Origin of the sequence: Mucilaginibacter sp. P19, assembly GCF_050632265.1 — a bacterium.
Classification (GTDB): domain Bacteria; phylum Bacteroidota; class Bacteroidia; order Sphingobacteriales; family Sphingobacteriaceae; genus Mucilaginibacter; species Mucilaginibacter gossypii.
This window is the reverse complement of the sequence record NZ_CP192586.1, coordinates 6,264,820-6,280,161: the sequence shown is the minus strand read 5'-3', so window position 1 is coordinate 6,280,161 and position 15,342 is coordinate 6,264,820. Positions and strand designations below refer to the sequence as shown.

At 43.3% G+C, this 15,342-nt stretch carries 15 protein-coding genes; 12 read left to right on the top strand and 3 right to left on the bottom strand.

What is annotated here, in order from left to right; all coding sequences use genetic code 11:
- Positions 1–43 precede the first annotated feature (43 nt).
- Complete coding sequence (locus ACQ86K_RS30850; RefSeq protein ID WP_431199352.1) at positions 44–805, bottom strand: pseudouridine synthase; 762 nt, start codon at positions 803–805, stop codon at positions 44–46.
- Positions 754–1,464, bottom strand: a complete 711-nt coding sequence (locus ACQ86K_RS30845; protein ID WP_431199351.1) for a hypothetical protein — start codon at positions 1,462–1,464, stop codon at positions 754–756. The genes ACQ86K_RS30850 and ACQ86K_RS30845 overlap by 52 nt, the downstream gene beginning before the upstream one ends.
- Positions 1,465–1,710: 246 nt before the next feature.
- On the opposite strand from ACQ86K_RS30845, the gene ACQ86K_RS30840 reads away from it, so the two are divergent.
- From ACQ86K_RS30840 to ACQ86K_RS30815, 6 genes are all read left to right on the top strand, one after another.
- Positions 1,711–2,481: a lytic transglycosylase domain-containing protein gene (locus ACQ86K_RS30840; RefSeq protein ID WP_091169708.1), complete on the top strand. Its 771-nt coding sequence runs from the start codon at positions 1,711–1,713 to the stop codon at positions 2,479–2,481.
- A gap of 215 nt (positions 2,482–2,696) precedes the next feature.
- Complete coding sequence (gene uvrA, locus ACQ86K_RS30835; protein ID WP_091169218.1) at positions 2,697–5,543, top strand: excinuclease ABC subunit UvrA; 2,847 nt, start codon at positions 2,697–2,699, stop codon at positions 5,541–5,543.
- Between the two features lie 109 nt (positions 5,544–5,652).
- Positions 5,653–5,907, top strand: a complete 255-nt coding sequence (locus ACQ86K_RS30830; protein ID WP_090532548.1) for a type II toxin-antitoxin system Phd/YefM family antitoxin — start codon at positions 5,653–5,655, stop codon at positions 5,905–5,907.
- Entirely contained in the window at positions 5,904–6,158 is a 255-nt protein-coding gene (locus tag ACQ86K_RS30825; RefSeq protein WP_090532546.1) for a Txe/YoeB family addiction module toxin, read from the top strand. Before ACQ86K_RS30830 ends, ACQ86K_RS30825 begins: the two co-directional genes overlap by 4 nt.
- Positions 6,159–6,203: 45 nt before the next feature.
- On the top strand, positions 6,204–7,991 hold the full coding sequence (locus tag ACQ86K_RS30820) for a DUF885 domain-containing protein (RefSeq protein ID WP_091169222.1): 1,788 nt from the start codon (positions 6,204–6,206) through the stop codon (positions 7,989–7,991).
- A 477-nt stretch (positions 7,992–8,468) separates the two neighbouring features.
- Positions 8,469–9,509, top strand: a complete 1,041-nt coding sequence (locus ACQ86K_RS30815) for an IS110 family transposase (RefSeq protein ID WP_091169225.1) — start codon at positions 8,469–8,471, stop codon at positions 9,507–9,509.
- A 209-nt stretch (positions 9,510–9,718) separates the two neighbouring features.
- On the opposite strand, the gene ACQ86K_RS30810 is transcribed toward ACQ86K_RS30815, so the two are convergent.
- The gene (locus tag ACQ86K_RS30810; protein WP_090532542.1) at positions 9,719–10,603 is read right to left on the bottom strand and encodes a UbiA family prenyltransferase; all 885 of its coding nucleotides are present in this window, start codon (positions 10,601–10,603) and stop codon (positions 9,719–9,721) included.
- Positions 10,604–10,733: 130 nt separating this feature from the next.
- Here ACQ86K_RS30810 and ACQ86K_RS30805 point away from each other — a divergent pair, with 130 nt between their 5' ends.
- The 6 genes from ACQ86K_RS30805 to ACQ86K_RS30780 are packed head-to-tail and all read left to right on the top strand — an operon-like array spanning position 10,734 to position 15,310.
- Entirely contained in the window at positions 10,734–11,261 is a 528-nt protein-coding gene (locus ACQ86K_RS30805) for a YceI family protein (RefSeq protein WP_090532541.1), read from the top strand.
- A gap of 18 nt (positions 11,262–11,279) precedes the next feature.
- Positions 11,280–12,389 carry a type III polyketide synthase gene (locus tag ACQ86K_RS30800; RefSeq protein ID WP_090532538.1) on the top strand — a complete coding sequence of 370 codons (1,110 nt, stop codon included), beginning with the start codon at positions 11,280–11,282 and terminating at the stop codon, positions 12,387–12,389.
- Positions 12,390–12,395: 6 nt separating this feature from the next.
- Positions 12,396–12,542, top strand: coding sequence for an FAD-dependent oxidoreductase (locus ACQ86K_RS30795; RefSeq protein ID WP_431199350.1), 147 nt, complete (start codon positions 12,396–12,398; stop codon positions 12,540–12,542).
- Positions 12,503–13,519 carry an NAD(P)/FAD-dependent oxidoreductase gene (locus tag ACQ86K_RS30790; RefSeq protein WP_431199349.1) on the top strand — a complete coding sequence of 339 codons (1,017 nt, stop codon included), beginning with the start codon at positions 12,503–12,505 and terminating at the stop codon, positions 13,517–13,519. The genes ACQ86K_RS30795 and ACQ86K_RS30790 overlap by 40 nt, the downstream gene beginning before the upstream one ends.
- An 18-nt stretch (positions 13,520–13,537) precedes the next feature.
- Positions 13,538–14,236: a methyltransferase domain-containing protein gene (locus ACQ86K_RS30785; RefSeq protein ID WP_091169233.1), complete on the top strand. Its 699-nt coding sequence runs from the start codon at positions 13,538–13,540 to the stop codon at positions 14,234–14,236.
- A gap of 9 nt (positions 14,237–14,245) precedes the next feature.
- Complete coding sequence (locus tag ACQ86K_RS30780; RefSeq protein WP_091169237.1) at positions 14,246–15,310, top strand: sensor histidine kinase; 1,065 nt, start codon at positions 14,246–14,248, stop codon at positions 15,308–15,310.
- The last annotated feature ends 32 nt before the right edge of the window (positions 15,311–15,342 follow it).

Genomic DNA, 15,342 nt, shown 5'->3' with positions numbered 1-15,342 from the left:
AAATAGACAAAAAAAATGCCCCGCTGTTTAACGGGGCGTTTTATTATTTCATCAGGTGTTTTAACTGGATCACCTCTTTTTCATCAAGGTAACGCCAGCGGCCACGCGGAAGATCCTTTTTGGTAAGGTTTGCATAAACCACCCTGTCCAGTTTTACCACTTCGTAGCCCAGGTGCTCAAACATACGGCGCACAATACGGTTTTTGCCGCTGTGGATCTGGATCCCAACTTCACGTTTTGATCCACCGGCTACATATGATACCGCGTCGGGCTTAATTACGCCATCTTCCAGCTCAAGGCCGAAAGTTAATTTATTCAGGTCGCCCTGGGTTAAGCTTTTGCTCAGTTCAACCTGGTATAATTTAGTAATGCTGTTACGCGGGTGCGATAGCTTATCGGCCAAATCACCATCGTTGGTCATTAATAATAAACCGGTGGTGTTACGGTCAAGACGGCCAACGGGGTAAATACGCTCGCGGCTTGCCTTTTCAACCAGGTGCATTACGGTACGGCGCTCCTGCGGATCATCTGTAGTTGTGATATAATCCTTTGGCTTATTTAACAATACATAAACCATTTTCTCGCGTTTCAGCGTTTCGCCGTTATATTTAATAGTATCCTTAAACGGATCAACTTTGGTACCTAATTCTGTTACCACTTCGCCGTTTACAGAAACTACGCCCGCGGTAATCAGTTCATCGGCCTTACGGCGTGAACAAATACCCGCGTTTGATATGTAACGGTTCAGGCGGATCAGCCCATCGTCTTCTGATTTTTTAGCTGGAGAATTTTTACGCCCGCGCATGGTTTTAGGGGCATCCTGTTGGTTTTCCCTGTCATGCGGTCTATGTGCCGGTCTTTCGCCAAATGGTGATTTCTCTTTAAAACCGCCTTCGCGTTTTTTGAAGCCGCCCTCGGTTCCTCTTGGTGCAAATTTACGTTCGCCCCCTGCATCACCGCCAAAGCTTCTTTTAGGCTTGCCCTCAAAGCTGGCTGATGAACGGGTACGTGGAGATGAGTAAGGTTTCTTTTCGCCTTGTGATTCGCCGCCAAAGCTTCTTTTCGGCCTGTCGTTATCGCCGGTTGTTGGCCTGCCGCTGTAAGGTTTACGCGGGCCGCCACTAAATGACTTCCTTTCGCCTGCGCTGTCGCCGCCAAAATTTCTTTTTGGCCTGTCGTCGCTGTCGGAAGCAGGCCTGCCAGAGTAAGGCCTTGGCTTAGCGCCTGATCTTTTAGCGCCAGATGATTCCCCGCCCCTAAAATTGCTTTTGGGCTTATCGTCACTGAACCTGTTGCTTTGGAATGTTTTTTCCGGTCTGGAAAGTATTTTTTCTCTCCGTTTGGAGTAGCTTTACCTTTTGGGGTTGATGCTGATTTTTTTGGTCGGTCGTCGGATCTTGAACTCCTTGATGACGACTTTCCGGGTTTGTCGTCGCGACTACCTGCTGGTCTCTTAAATACCATAATTTTTTGTTTAGCGCTTTCGCAGCGTGAGGGTCAAAGTTACGCTTTTTTGCCAATTTTTATCTAAAAAGATCAAAAAAATATCCTCTTGCAAAATCGCCGTTTAAACGGTTTTAAACACCGTTTTTGAACCAAAAACCAACTCTAAAAAAGTTAGCAAAACGGTAAGTATTTGATTATGTGATCTGTATAACCTACCTTTGCAGCACATTCTACCAAATGTATAGTTAAATGATAGGAAAAGAAATGATTAAAAAACACTTACTTACGTGCTCCGTAACACTGGTGCTGGTTCTCATTTCAGAGCTTAATATTTTCGGTACAACGATCATCGAAAAGGCTGCAAAAGTGGCAACTTTAAGCACCCGAACCTCAGATTTTATTTTTCTCAAAAGCTCAAAGGCAGTTGCTTACAACTTTGCCAATGAGGCTTTACCAGTTAATGACGCAAGGGTTACGCGTAAACTCAACAAATCGCTCAGGCAGCATGACTTTAAAAGTGTGCAGAGCAATGTATTGCACAGGAAAGCCGAGCTATGGTTTCCGATCATCGAGCCCATTTTAAAGTTTTACGGTATCCCGGAAGATTTTAAGTACATCCCTTTGGTTGAGTCGGGCCTAAAATCGGGCACATCACCAAAAGGAGCGTCGGGTTTTTGGCAATTTATGCCGGGTACTGCACGTACCTACGGACTTAGAGTAGGCCATGGTGTTGATGAGCGGAAAAACCTTCGCAAATCAACTATTGCAGCCTGCAAGTATATCAAAGAACTATACGATGAATTTAACAGCTGGACACTGGCGGCTGCCGCTTACAACAATGGCTCGATCAAATTAGCGCGCGCCATTAACAGGCAAAATGAAGATAACTACTTCCGCATGAAGCTGAACCGCGAAACCGGTTCATATGTTTACAAGCTAATTGCCATGAAAGCTATTATCGAGCAGCCAAAAGAGCACGGGTATGATAATTATTTTTATATCCCGCCTGCATCACAGTTGTTAGCGATTAATTAATGACAGGTAATCATACTGTAAATTAATTAAAAGATTACATTACGGAGCACTTTGAGGCCGGTCATCCACAGTGGATGATCGGCCTTTTTTGCTTATATTTGTAGCAAACTGTTGATGGTTTAAGCCAAAAATTTTAGGAAAGCAGCGTTTTGTAAAAAACTGGTAACTATAATAATTAGCTTCAAACAATGTCAATAAATCCATATTAATAAAGTATGAGTACAAAACCTCTTGTTGACCTGGGCGAGCAAAGTGAAGTTGAAGTTTATGGTGCCCGGGTGCATAACCTGAAAAATATAGATGTTTCTTTTCCTCGCAACCAATTGGTGGTAATTACCGGCTTGAGCGGCAGCGGCAAGTCATCATTAGCATTTGATACTATTTACGCCGAAGGCCAGCGCCGTTATATGGAAACATTTTCGGCCTACTCACGCCAGTTTATGGGTGGGATGGAGCGGCCGGATGTTGATAAGGTGTCGGGCCTGAGCCCTGTTATTGCTATAGAGCAAAAAACCACCAGCAAAAACCCGCGTTCCACCGTAGGTACTATTACCGAAATCTATGATTTTATGCGTTTGCTCTTCGCCCGTGCGGGTGATGCTTACTCGTATTCCACCGGCGAAAAGATGGAACGCATGAGCGAAGACCAGATCCTGAAAACCATCAGCGAAAAATTTGACGGGCAGCCGGTTAATATCCTGGCCCCGGTGGTAAAGGCACGTAAAGGCCACTACCGCGAATTGTTTGAATCCATCCGCAAGCAAGGATTTTTAAAAGTTTGGGTAGATGGCGCCATTGCCGATGTTGAACCCAAAATGCAGGTTGATCGTTATAAGATCCATGATATTGATATTGTGGTTGACCGCCTCGTGGTAAGCGAGAAGGACAGCAAACGTTTATATACTTCTGTACAACAGGCTTTAAAAATTGCCAAGGGCATTATCCGTATTGCAGATAAGGACAATAATGTATCCTATTATAGTAAGTACCTCATGGACCCGGTTTCGGGCATCTCGTATGATGAACCTCAGCCTAATACATTCTCGTTTAACTCACCTTATGGTGCCTGCGAAAAATGTAACGGCTTGGGCTATATTTTTGAGGTGGATGAAGCTTCGGTAATTCCCAACCCGAAACTGAGCATCATGAACGGCGGTTTAGCCCCTATTGGTGAATACCGCGAAACATGGATCTTCCAGGTGTTGAAATCGCTGGCTAAAAAGTATGAGTTCTCGCTCTCAACCCCTATCGAAAAACTGAACCGCGATCAGTTGGATATGATCCTGAACGGCGCACCCGAAACATTGAGCGTTGCTGTTGAATATAACAAATGGAACGTTCAAAGCTACCAGATCACTTTTGAAGGTATTATCCGCATGCTGGAGGAACAGCAGGAACGCCGCAACGATGAAGGAATGGACGATATGGAGAACTATCGTGTACTCCGTACCTGCCCGGTTTGCGAAGGTGCAAGGCTCAAAAAAGAGTCGCTGCATTTTAAGGTAGATGGTAAAAATATTTTCGAGCTGGCCTGTATGGATATCAATCACCTGCAGGAATGGTTTGATGGCCTGGAAGACCGCCTTAACGAGCGCCAGAATGTGATTGCTAAAGAGATCCTGAAAGAGATCCGCGCACGTATAGTGTTTTTACTGGATGTGGGTTTGAGTTATTTAACGCTTGATCGTACTGCTAAAACCCTATCGGGCGGTGAAGCACAACGGATCAGGCTGGCTACACAAATTGGTTCACAGTTGATGAATGTGATGTACATTTTGGATGAGCCAAGTATCGGTTTGCACCAACGCGATAACGAACGTTTGATCAACGCCCTTAAAAATCTGCGTGATTTAGGAAACACAGTACTGGTTGTTGAGCACGATAAAGACATGATCCTGGAAGCCGACCACGTAATTGACATGGGCCCGGCAGCCGGTGTACATGGTGGCCAGGTTGTTGCCGAAGGTACTCCGGCGCAGCTAATGGAAAAGCATACGCTTACCACTTCATATATCAATGGCGAGCGGGAGATTGCGGTGCCCAAAAAACGTCGCGAAGGTAATGGAAAAACCCTGAGCCTGAAAAAAGCTACCGGTCACAATCTTAAAAAAGTATCGGTCGATTTCCCTTTGGGTAAACTAATCGGCATAACCGGTGTATCGGGCAGCGGTAAATCAAGCCTGATTACTGAAACTTTATATCCTATTTTAAATCATCATTTTTTTAGGGCGAAGAAACAACCGCTGCCTTATGAAAAAATTGAGGGGTTAGAGCATATTGATAAAGTAATTGAGATAGATCAAACACCAATCGGCCGTACACCGCGCTCAAACCCTGCCACTTATACCGGGGTGTTTTCGGACATCCGCAATCTGTTCGTGGCACTACCGGAATCAAGGATCAGGGGATATAAACCAGGTCGTTTCTCGTTTAACGTAAAGGGCGGCCGTTGCGAAACCTGCCAGGGTGCAGGCATGAAGGTAATTGAAATGAACTTTTTGCCCGATGTGCAGGTACCTTGCGAAGAGTGCGGCGGCAGGCGTTACAACCGCGAAACGCTGGAAGTGCGTTACCGGGGCAAGTCCATCAGCGATGTGCTGGATATGAGCATTGAGGACGCTACGCCATTCTTTGAACACATTCCATCTATCTATCGTAAAGTAAAAACGCTGAACGATGTAGGTTTGGGGTATATCACCTTAGGCCAGGCCTCAACCACGCTATCCGGCGGCGAAGCACAGCGTGTTAAACTGGCTACCGAGCTATCTAAAAAAGACACAGGAAACACCTTTTATATATTGGATGAACCTACTACAGGTTTACACTTTGAAGATATCAACGTATTGTTAGGTGTACTTAACCAATTGGTTGATAAAGGCAATACTGTTTTGGTAATTGAACATAATCTTGATGTTATTAAAGTGGCCGACCACGTAATTGACCTTGGCCCGGAGGGCGGTTCGGGCGGCGGTAATATCCTGTTCTCGGGCACGCCTGAAGGTTTGTGCAAAGTAAAGAACAGTTTTACAGGTAAGTTTTTGAAAAAAGAAATGGGGTTATAAGCATTAATCAAAACTTCATAAGTTTATCTCTTAACGTAAAACCAAAACAACATGTACAGAAACTTGTACATGTTGTTTTGGTTTTATACCTTTATAAAAACTAATTTGAATGGAGATCACAACTTACACTGCCTTCAGGCAGCAACTAAAATCTTTTTTAGATAAGGTGCGGAATGATCATAAGCCTTTGGTAGTGACAAGTGCCAATGCCGAAGATATTGTTGTGATATCGAAAGCTGATTACGAAAGCATGGAGGAAACTTTCTATCTTTTAAAAAGCCCTAAAAATGCAGAAAGATTACTTCATGGTATCCAGGAATATGAAAAAGGTTTAGGCAAGGAAAGAAAGCTACTTGAAGAGTGAAGATAATTTTCCAAAACCCTGCATGGGAAGATTACCTTTATTGGCAAACGACAGATAAATCTATTTTAAAGAAGATCAACTCTCTTATCAAAGAAATAGAACGAACTCCATATGAAGGAAGTGGAAAGCCCGAACCTTTAAAACATAATTTAGCTGGCTGGTGGTCGCGCCGGATAAATCTCGAACACAGGCTAATTTACAGAGTAGAAGCAGACGCGATATTTATTCTGCAATGCAGATATCATTATTGATTATATTTTCCCTTTCCGTAGCTTTATCGTTTAAACAACACCCTCATGAAAAAAATACTACTCATGCTATTCATAGCAGGTTCGTTTGCAGCCTGTAATCAACCTAAATCAACAGACACCGCCAGCGGCATTCCAGCCAATAAGGATCTCGCCAAAGTTTTTGAAGATTATTTTCAGGACGGCTTAAAACTTTACCCGCTTAATGCAACCTACATTGGCGACAGGCGCTATAATGACTTGCTACCTAACGATGGCTCTGCTGAGTTTTTGAAAAAGGCGCATGATTATAACTCGGTTTACTTGTCGAAAGTGAAAAACTTTGACCGCGCAGAACTGAACGAAGACGATAGGCTATCATACGATATATTTACCTACGAGGAGCAACTGGCCCTTGATAATTTCAAGTATCATTTTGAGTACATGCCTTTTAACCAGTTTTATGCCCTGCCAATTACCATGGGGCAGCTGGGCTCGGGCTCTGGCGCGCAGCCCTTTAAAACGGTTGTTGATTATAACGACTGGCTGAAACGTTTATCTGCTTTCCAGATCTGGGCGGATACCGCCATCTCCAATTTTAACAAAGGCATCAAAACAGGCGTAGTACTGCCAAAATCGTTAGTTGTTAAAATGATTCCCGAAATGCAAGACCTGGTATCAAAAGATGTAGAAAAAAGCCTGTTCTACGGACCTGTTAAGAATATGCCGAAGGATTTTTCGGACGCTGATAAAAAACAGCTGACGGAGGCTTATAAAAAAGCGATAACTACCATAGTTAACCCAACCTACCAAAAACTGGCCGATTACCTGAAAAATCAATACCTGCCCCACGCACGTGCAACCTCGGGTTTTTCATCCCTGCCGGATGGTACTGCTAAATACACCTATTTAGTTAAACAACAAACTACTACCGATAAAACTCCGGAAGAAATTTACCAATTGGGTTTGAAAGAAGTTGCCCGGATCCGTGGCTTAATGGATAGCATCAAAACCAGTGTTGGCTTTAAGGGCGATTTGAAGGCGTTTTTTGAATACATGAAAACCGACCCTAAGTTTACTCCTTACAAAACCCCGAAGGATGTACTTGATGCTTTTGAAAACATTCACAAACGCATGGAGCCAAACCTGAAAAAAATGTTTAACCATGTGCCTAAAACCCCTTTCGAGATCAGGCAAACCGAAGCCTTCCGCGCGGCATCGGCCAGTGCCGAATATAACCAGGGTTCGGCAGATGGTACCCGTCCCGGTATTTTTTACGTGCCGATATTAGATGCCACTAAGTTTAACACCACATCGGGCATGGAATCGTTGTTTTTGCATGAAGCAATTCCTGGTCACCATTATCAGATTTCGTTAACCCAGGAAAACGCTTCATTGCCAAAATTCCGTCGCTTTGATGGCGGGGAAACAGCCTATGTAGAAGGCTGGGCGCTGTATTGCGAATCATTAGGTAAAGAGCTTGGCTTATACACCGATCCGTACCAGTATATGGGCGCGTTAGGCGATGAGATTCACCGTGCCATCCGTTTGGTGGTTGACGTAGCCATCCACACCAAAGGAATGACCCGTGAGCAGGCTATTAAATATATGATGGATAACGAAGCTATCAGTGAGCAAGGTGCAACTGCCGAAATTGAACGTTATATGGCTATCCCCGGCCAGGCATTGAGCTACAAAATAGGCGCACTCAAAATCCGCGAACTGCGTACCAAATATGAAAAACAGTTAGGCAGCAAGTTCAATATCGCCGAATTTCATGACCAGGTGTTAAAAGATGGCGCTATGCCAATGGCGGTTTTTGAGGCTAAAATGGATGCCTGGGCTGCGAAGAAGTAAAAAGAAAATTGCTATAATACAATGCGTCATTGCACGAAGGAATCCCCGACCTACAGAGCGAATCTGCATAGTTTGGGATTGCTTCGTGCCTTATAATGACGTGATTGTAAGTTGTTGATTATTAAGTATATTTTTCTTGATGGATTTTATAACATGGGCGTTGCCTGCGGCCCGGGCTTTCCGTTGCAAGTCCTCGCCTTTCCCGCCCGCAACCCCATTGCGCGCTCCGGGCTTTACACTGCAATCCCTCCTATGTTTACATCTAATATTATTGTAATGATTTTATGAGTGAAAAGAGTGAGAGCACAGCAATCCCAAACAGCCTTGAGCATGTTGAGCGTTAGATATAGCCTCACTCCTTTACTTTTTGAGTTTGAACAGAATGTAAGGAATACGACCAGGCAGTATATCCAGGATAACCAACAGGAGGAAAAACGAAGAAAGGTTTTCACTTATAACAGTTAAAAACTTTGATCAATGGCAAGCAGATTATTAAAACAAGTAGTAGGTATTGATGTGGCTCAAAAAGAGCTGGTGGTTTCTATCGGCAAGATGGATGAGCAGGCAGTTATAACAGTTTATGCGAACAAGATTTTTCCAAACAATGAAAAAGGATTTGCAAACCTGGAAGTATGGATAAACAAGCAAAGCATCCCCCAATATCCATTAAGATATGTAATGGAGGCCACAGGTGTATACCACGAGCGCCTTGCTTATTATCTGGCCGGCAAAGGGTATGCTGTAAGTATTGTCATGCCCAACAAGATCTCAAACTTCTTCAAGACACTGGAGATCAAAACAATTACCGATAAATCAATGTCTTTTGCCATAGCCATGTTCGGACTTGAAAAGAAACTGGATAACTGGGTACAACCCAAAAGGGTGTTCAGGACCCTGCGGCAGATAACCCGTGAAAGAGAACAACTTATTGCAGAAAGAACCATGATCAAGAACCAGCTACATGCTGAACAGTCCGAAGCTTTTCCGGGGGAAGATACTATCCGCAGAATGATGGACAGGATAAAGATGATTGGTGAACAACTTAAAGAAATACTTACTGAGATTAGAACAGCTGTAGCACAGGACAAACATTTAAAACAAACACTGGCTACCATTACCACTATTCCTGGAGTCGGCTTATTAACGGCCACTGTGATCATAGCCGAAACAAACGGCTTTGAGCTGATCAGGAGTAAAAAGCAGCTGACCAGTTACGCCGGGCTGGATGTCAGGGAAAAAGAATCCGGCTCATCCGTTAAGGGCAAACCCAAGATATCTAAAAGGGGGAACAAGCATTTACGAAAAGCCATGCACTTACCTGCATTAGCGGCCATAAGACATTCAGAAAGATATAAAGCTATATTTGTCCGGATCGTATCCCGAAATAGCGTGAAAATGAAAGCTACTGTAGCAGTACAAAGAAAATTATTGGAGATGGTATACACTATATACAAAACCAACAAACCATTCGAAAAAGACTACCTTCAACAGAATGCACACATATCCGAAAATAGTTAGAGCAGTCGCTTCAATTGAAGGACTGCCCTAAACAGGCTAACATAAAGCTGCCTAAGACTCAAAAATAAAAAATAACTTTTGCATATCAACACAGAATCTAACGCGGCCCACGCGCAACACCGTTAAAATATATTTTACATGTCATTGCTTTTTTTAGGGTTTCCCTGATGGGTACTCGCAATGACGCGTTTAGTTTTTAGATCTATCTATCAACTAAACACCGCCAGCACTCCGAAATAAACCAGCATACAACCCGAGCTGATGAAATTCATACGCATGGCGTTTTTAAAATTAGCGTTGGCTGTCGATCGCCCTACTTTATAAAACCAATAATTAAAAAAGAAAAATATTGGCGCGGCGCATACTATAAAGAAATAAAAGTTAAGCATCATCCCAGCCAGGTGCCAATACCAGTAAGAAAGGGCTATCCCCGCGGCAAACAATACGCCCGAAAAAATAAAGGAGCCTTTGTAGCCTAAAACGATACTAAGCGTTTTATCGCCCCGCCTGCTGTCTTCTTCATGCTGATAAACCTGGGTTAAGGGGTATGATGCCCCAATGAGGCAGGAGCTGATAGCCCCCGGAATAATCAGGCCTAAATCCCAATGACCAAACAGGCTCGTACCGGTCAAAGCGGTATAGGTGGTGTAATAAATAAAACATCCCTGGAAAATAAACACCGTTAAAAAACTGATAATCGGATATTTTTTTAACCGGGTAGCAGGATGGCTGTATAATTTTGACATAATGCCATAAATGAGCACCGCAAAGGCAAACTCCCAGCTAATGATAAAGCCAAGCAAAAACGCAATAACCTCCAGCAGAATGGAAAAATAATACAGGCTGAGATCCACTTCGGGCGGTTTGGCTAACAGGGCAATGCTATCTTCATCCTTATCAAAATAACTGTTATAGCCATTGCTGGCCGGGAAAGCAAGGAAATGCCATATAAAAAATACAAGTACGGCTGTTGAAGCTTTCACCACATCGGCCTGGCTAAAGGCAAACAGGTACACCGGCAGCAAAAAAACAGAAAACACAAACCTTAAATGCGCAAATGCCGACCGGGTAGGGATAAATTGTTTAAACTTCATGGCGTGTTTTTACATTATAATTACTGCCGGAGGCAACATCAGGTTGCCTGATTATGGTTATAAACATACAACCTTAAGTACAAAATTCCTTCAGTATAAATTATTATGTTTGAAACAGCGTTAATGTAACATGAATAAGAAAATTTATATAGTTGTACTTTTAATTTTCGCGACGACAGCGGGCTTCGCGCAAACGGTATCTAAATCAGATATCAGCTTTAAGATTAAAAACCTTGGCTTTAATGTCGGGGGTACCTTCGGCGGTTTGCAGGCCGATATTAAGTTTAAGCCTAATGACCTGGAGGGCAGCTCTATTGAAGCGTCAGTGTTATCCAGCACTGTTAATACCGATAACGAAAGCCGCGATAGGCATCTTAAAAGCGAAGATTATTTTGACGTAATTAAATATCCAAAGATCACGCTAAAGTCAGTTTCCTTTAAACGTAAAAGCGGGAGCAACTATACCGGTAATTTTAACGTAACTATAAGAGATAAAACAAAGTTGATTGAAGTACCTTTTACGTATACGGAATCAGGTAATACAGCACAACTGAAAGGAAACTTTATGATTTTGAGGACAGATTTTGGCATAGGCGGCAAAAACCTGATCCTTTCAAATGAGGCCAATGTTTCGGTTGAGGCGGAGATCAGCAAATAAAACGCTTAATCATTTTTAATGGAGAGTTGCATTAGTGCTATCGGGATAGCAAATCCCGCCAATCGGATTGCCCAGCAGGATATTTACCATTTCATGGCTAACGCCTTTGGGCTGGATGCAACCAATGCAGCAAGATTAAAGGGGATTTATGACCATTCCGGAATTGATTACCGCTATTCGGTAATTCCTGATTTTGGCTATCGGGATGCGGCAGATTTCACCTTTTTTGAACAGTCGGCAGGGCTCGAACCATTCCCTGACACACAGAAAAGGTTAAAGCTTTACGAAAAGGAAGCTATCGCCATAGCTGTAAATGCCGCAAAAAGCTGTCTTCAAAAATTTGGAGATGACATTACCGGCAGCATTACACACCTGGTAACCATTAGCTGTACGGGTATGCACGCACCTGGGATTGATATCGAACTTGTGGACCGGCTGCAGCTAAACTGCGATACCGAACGTACCTGCATCAACTTTATGGGCTGCTACGGTGCCATAAACGGGCTCAAAGTAGCCGACTATATCTGCCGCGCCGATGCCGGTGCCAAAGTGCTTGTTGTTAGTGTAGAGCTTTGTACGCTTCATTTTCAAAAAGTGAATACGCTGGATAACTGGGTTGCTAATTCGCTATTTTCAGATGGGGCTGCTGCCGTTTTGGTCGAAAATACGGCCAATCGTTTAGGCAGCGGCAATTACTTTTTACTCAAAAACTTCTATTCAGAATTTGTTACTGAAGCACGTAATGAGATGGGTTGGTATGTGGGCAACACAGGTTTTGAAATGAAACTCACCTCCAAGGTATCCAAGCAAATTAAGAAACATATCAAATCACTTACCCAGCGCTTTTTGCAAAAGGCCAAAACTAAGATGGATGATATTACTGCTTATGCTGTTCACCCCGGCGGGCGCACCATTTTAGAAGCAGTGGAAGACGCCCTGGAATTACCTGAAGAAAGCAACGCCTTTGCTTACCAGGTTTTGCAGGAGTACGGTAATATGTCGTCGGCCACAATTTTGTTTGTACTGGATAAAATGCTGAAGGCAGGTAACCTGGTCGATCAAAAGATCCTGAGTTTTGCCTTCGGTCCGGGTTTAACCGTTGAAGGGATGATACTTGAAATGCATTAAGCCATCATGAGCGATGTAATTGTAATTGGCGGGGGCCTGGCCGGGTTGTTTAACGCCATATTGTTGAACGGTGCCGGTCTGAAGGTTACAGTTATTGAAAAAAGACTTACCCCATGCACCGCGTTTGTGGTGAATATATCTCGAACGAGGTGATCCCTTTTTTGTCTTCGTTGGGCATCGACCTTGATGAACTAAACGTTGCCCGGATCAACAGGCTGGAGGTAACAGCAGCATCTGGTACCAAACTTTCGCAAAAGCTTGACCTGGGCGGTTTTGGTTTAAGCAGGTTTACTTTCGATAATTTTCTGTACCAAAAAGCCCTCGCCGAAGGAGTTGATATTTTAACAGGCACACGGGTGGAGGATATTCGTTTTGCTGGCGAAAAATTTGAAGTGGTAACTCCCGGCGAAACATTAACAGCCCCGTTGGCTATCGGCTCGTTTGGTAAACGATCCAACCTCGATCAAAAACTTAAACGACCGTTCTTTTATAAACGCAGCCCATACCTGGCCGTAAAATTCCATTTGCAGATGGATTTCCCACAGGACCTCATCCAGCTTAATAATTATAAAGACGGCTATTGTGGGGTAAGCAAAACCGATGGCGACAGGTATTGCATGTGCTATATGGCCCATCGTGATGACCTGCGCAAGTATGGTACTTTACAGGCTTTAGAAGAGAACGTGATCCGCAAAAACCCTTACCTCGATGAGATCTTTCGTAACGCCAGGTTTTTACTGGATAAACCTGAAGTGATCAACGAAATCTCCTTTGAGAAAAAAGCGCCTGTTGATAATCATATCCTGATGAGCGGAGACACCGCCGGGATGATAGCCCCACTTTGCGGTAACGGCATGACCATGGCCATTCATTCGGCCAAAATCCTTTCCGAAAAGATCATTACACACTATAAACCGGGCAGCTTTAATCCTGAAAAGCGCGCCAGCCTTGAGCAGGATTATGCCCAAAGCTGGAACAAACAGTTTGCGCAAAGGCTTTGGGTTGGCCGGCAGTTACAGCGTTTGTTTGGCAACGATAACATGACGGCCCTTACTTTAAATACGCTCAATCACCTGCCTTCTGTTGCACAATACCTGATAAGTAAAACTCACGGCCAACCATTTGTATAGTTCAGGCGTATATATTATATGCCCGATTTAAGTTACCGTACCGATATGCTGGAGATCATGGATGATTTTGATCTCCCATCAGCCGAAATAAACCCAGTGCTTGAAGGTTTGGGAAAGATGAATGCCTTGTTTGGTGGTCATAAAAGCATCATCGGCTCGTTGAAAAAGCTTCCCATCTACAATGGTTATTCGGTAATTGATTGGGGCTGTGGAGGAGGAGACACCCTGATAGCTATTGCTAAATGGGCCGAAAGCAAGCAAATCGATCTTAACTTAAACGGCGTTGACGCAGCACAGGCTGCTATTAATTATGCCCGAAAACAGGCAATGGATTATAACAATATTAATTTTATCCAAGCCGATGTTATTGACGAAGCATATCTCATTAAACCGGCTGATGTGATCATTTGCAGCCTGTTTACACACCATTTTGATGATGACCGCTGGATTAAGCTCATCAAAAACATGCAAGCCTCGGCACAAAAAGGAATTATCATTACCGACCTGCACCGTCACTGGCTTTTATATCATGCCATAGTGTTTATAACCCATGTTTTTACCCGTAGTGCCATGGCCCAAAATGATGGTCCGCTTTCGGTTAAGCGCGGTTTTAAAAGGTACGAATTGTTAGCTTTATTAAAAAAAGCACAAATTGATAATTTTAAATTAACATGGCGCTGGCCTTTCAGGTGGGAGTTAATCATCTATAAATCGTAGCTTTACGCTATGAATTTGCGTGTACTGGTTTTAACAACCTCGCTTGGCGTGGCAATTACGCTCTCGGCCGTTAATTTTTATTTTCAGCATAAATGGTACGATGTAATGGTTACTTTCTCGGTGGCCCTTGGTGTAAGTTACTTCGTTTTTTACTACCTCATCGAAAAATACATCTACTCCCGTATCAAGCTAATTTACAAACTGATCCATAACCTGAAATTAGGACGCGACCTTAGAGATGCCCTTGGAGAACACGTGAGCGCCAACCCCATTGCCGATGTAGAGCAGGAGGTTAAGGAATGGGCAAAACAGAAAAAGACCGAGATAGACGAACTCCGCAAACAGGAAAAATTTCGCCGTGATTTTTTATCCAATATCTCGCACGAGTTTAAAACCCCGCTATTTGCTATCCAGGGTTACATTGAGGCCCTGCAGGATGATGATTTTGATGATAAGGAAATGGCCCGCCAGTTTTTGGAAAAAGCTTCAAAAAATGTTGACCGGCTAAGCTACCTGATCAAAGACCTTGATGAAATTTCCAAACTTGAATCGGGCGAGATGCCTATTAATTACACTAAATTCAAGATCAACGACCTGATCAAAGAGGTTTTTGAATCATTGGAGATCAAAGGCAAGCAGTACCACATTAAACTTATATTTAAGCAAAAGTACGATGAGCCTATTGTAGTGAATGCCGACAGGGAAAAAATAAGACAGGTGCTCGTGAACCTGATAGATAATTCGTTTAAGTACGGTAAAGAAGAAGGCAGTACTTCGGTAAGCCTTTTTGTACTGCATGACCAGGTTTTGGTTGAAGTTACTGACGATGGTATAGGTATTGAAGAAAAGTTTTTGCCAAGGTTATTTGAGCGTTTTTTTCGTACAGACAGCAGCCGTTCAAGGCAAATTGGCGGCTCCGGGCTGGGGCTTGCTATTGTAAAGCATATTATTGAAGCCCATCAGCAAACCATCAATGTGCGCAGTACAGAAGGGCTTGGCTCAACGTTTGGTTTTACATTAGCAAGAGCTAAACAAACCATTCCTTTTCCGAATTTACCTGTGTTAAAAAGTTAACAATAATTTAACATACTAACTGTACCTTTACA

Bases quoted from the DNA above. Each gene is read 5' to 3' on its own strand.
- ACQ86K_RS30850 (WP_431199352.1), bottom strand. From the start codon at position 805: ATGCGCGGGCGTAAAAATTCTCCAGCTAAAAAATCAGAAGACGATGGG.
- ACQ86K_RS30845 (WP_431199351.1), bottom strand. From the start codon at position 1,464: ATGGTATTTAAGAGACCAGCAGGTAGTCGCGACGACAAACCCGGAAAG.
- ACQ86K_RS30840 (WP_091169708.1), top strand. From the start codon at position 1,711: ATGATTAAAAAACACTTACTTACGTGCTCCGTAACACTGGTGCTGGTT.
- uvrA (WP_091169218.1), top strand. From the start codon at position 2,697: ATGAGTACAAAACCTCTTGTTGACCTGGGCGAGCAAAGTGAAGTTGAA.
- ACQ86K_RS30830 (WP_090532548.1), top strand. From the start codon at position 5,653: ATGGAGATCACAACTTACACTGCCTTCAGGCAGCAACTAAAATCTTTT.
- ACQ86K_RS30820 (WP_091169222.1), top strand. From the start codon at position 6,204: ATGAAAAAAATACTACTCATGCTATTCATAGCAGGTTCGTTTGCAGCC.
- ACQ86K_RS30815 (WP_091169225.1), top strand. From the start codon at position 8,469: ATGGCAAGCAGATTATTAAAACAAGTAGTAGGTATTGATGTGGCTCAA.
- ACQ86K_RS30810 (WP_090532542.1), bottom strand. From the start codon at position 10,603: ATGAAGTTTAAACAATTTATCCCTACCCGGTCGGCATTTGCGCATTTA.
- ACQ86K_RS30805 (WP_090532541.1), top strand. From the start codon at position 10,734: ATGAATAAGAAAATTTATATAGTTGTACTTTTAATTTTCGCGACGACA.
- ACQ86K_RS30800 (WP_090532538.1), top strand. From the start codon at position 11,280: ATGGAGAGTTGCATTAGTGCTATCGGGATAGCAAATCCCGCCAATCGG.
- ACQ86K_RS30795 (WP_431199350.1), top strand. From the start codon at position 12,396: ATGAGCGATGTAATTGTAATTGGCGGGGGCCTGGCCGGGTTGTTTAAC.
- ACQ86K_RS30790 (WP_431199349.1), top strand. From the start codon at position 12,503: ATGCACCGCGTTTGTGGTGAATATATCTCGAACGAGGTGATCCCTTTT.
- ACQ86K_RS30785 (WP_091169233.1), top strand. From the start codon at position 13,538: ATGCCCGATTTAAGTTACCGTACCGATATGCTGGAGATCATGGATGAT.
- ACQ86K_RS30780 (WP_091169237.1), top strand. From the start codon at position 14,246: ATGAATTTGCGTGTACTGGTTTTAACAACCTCGCTTGGCGTGGCAATT.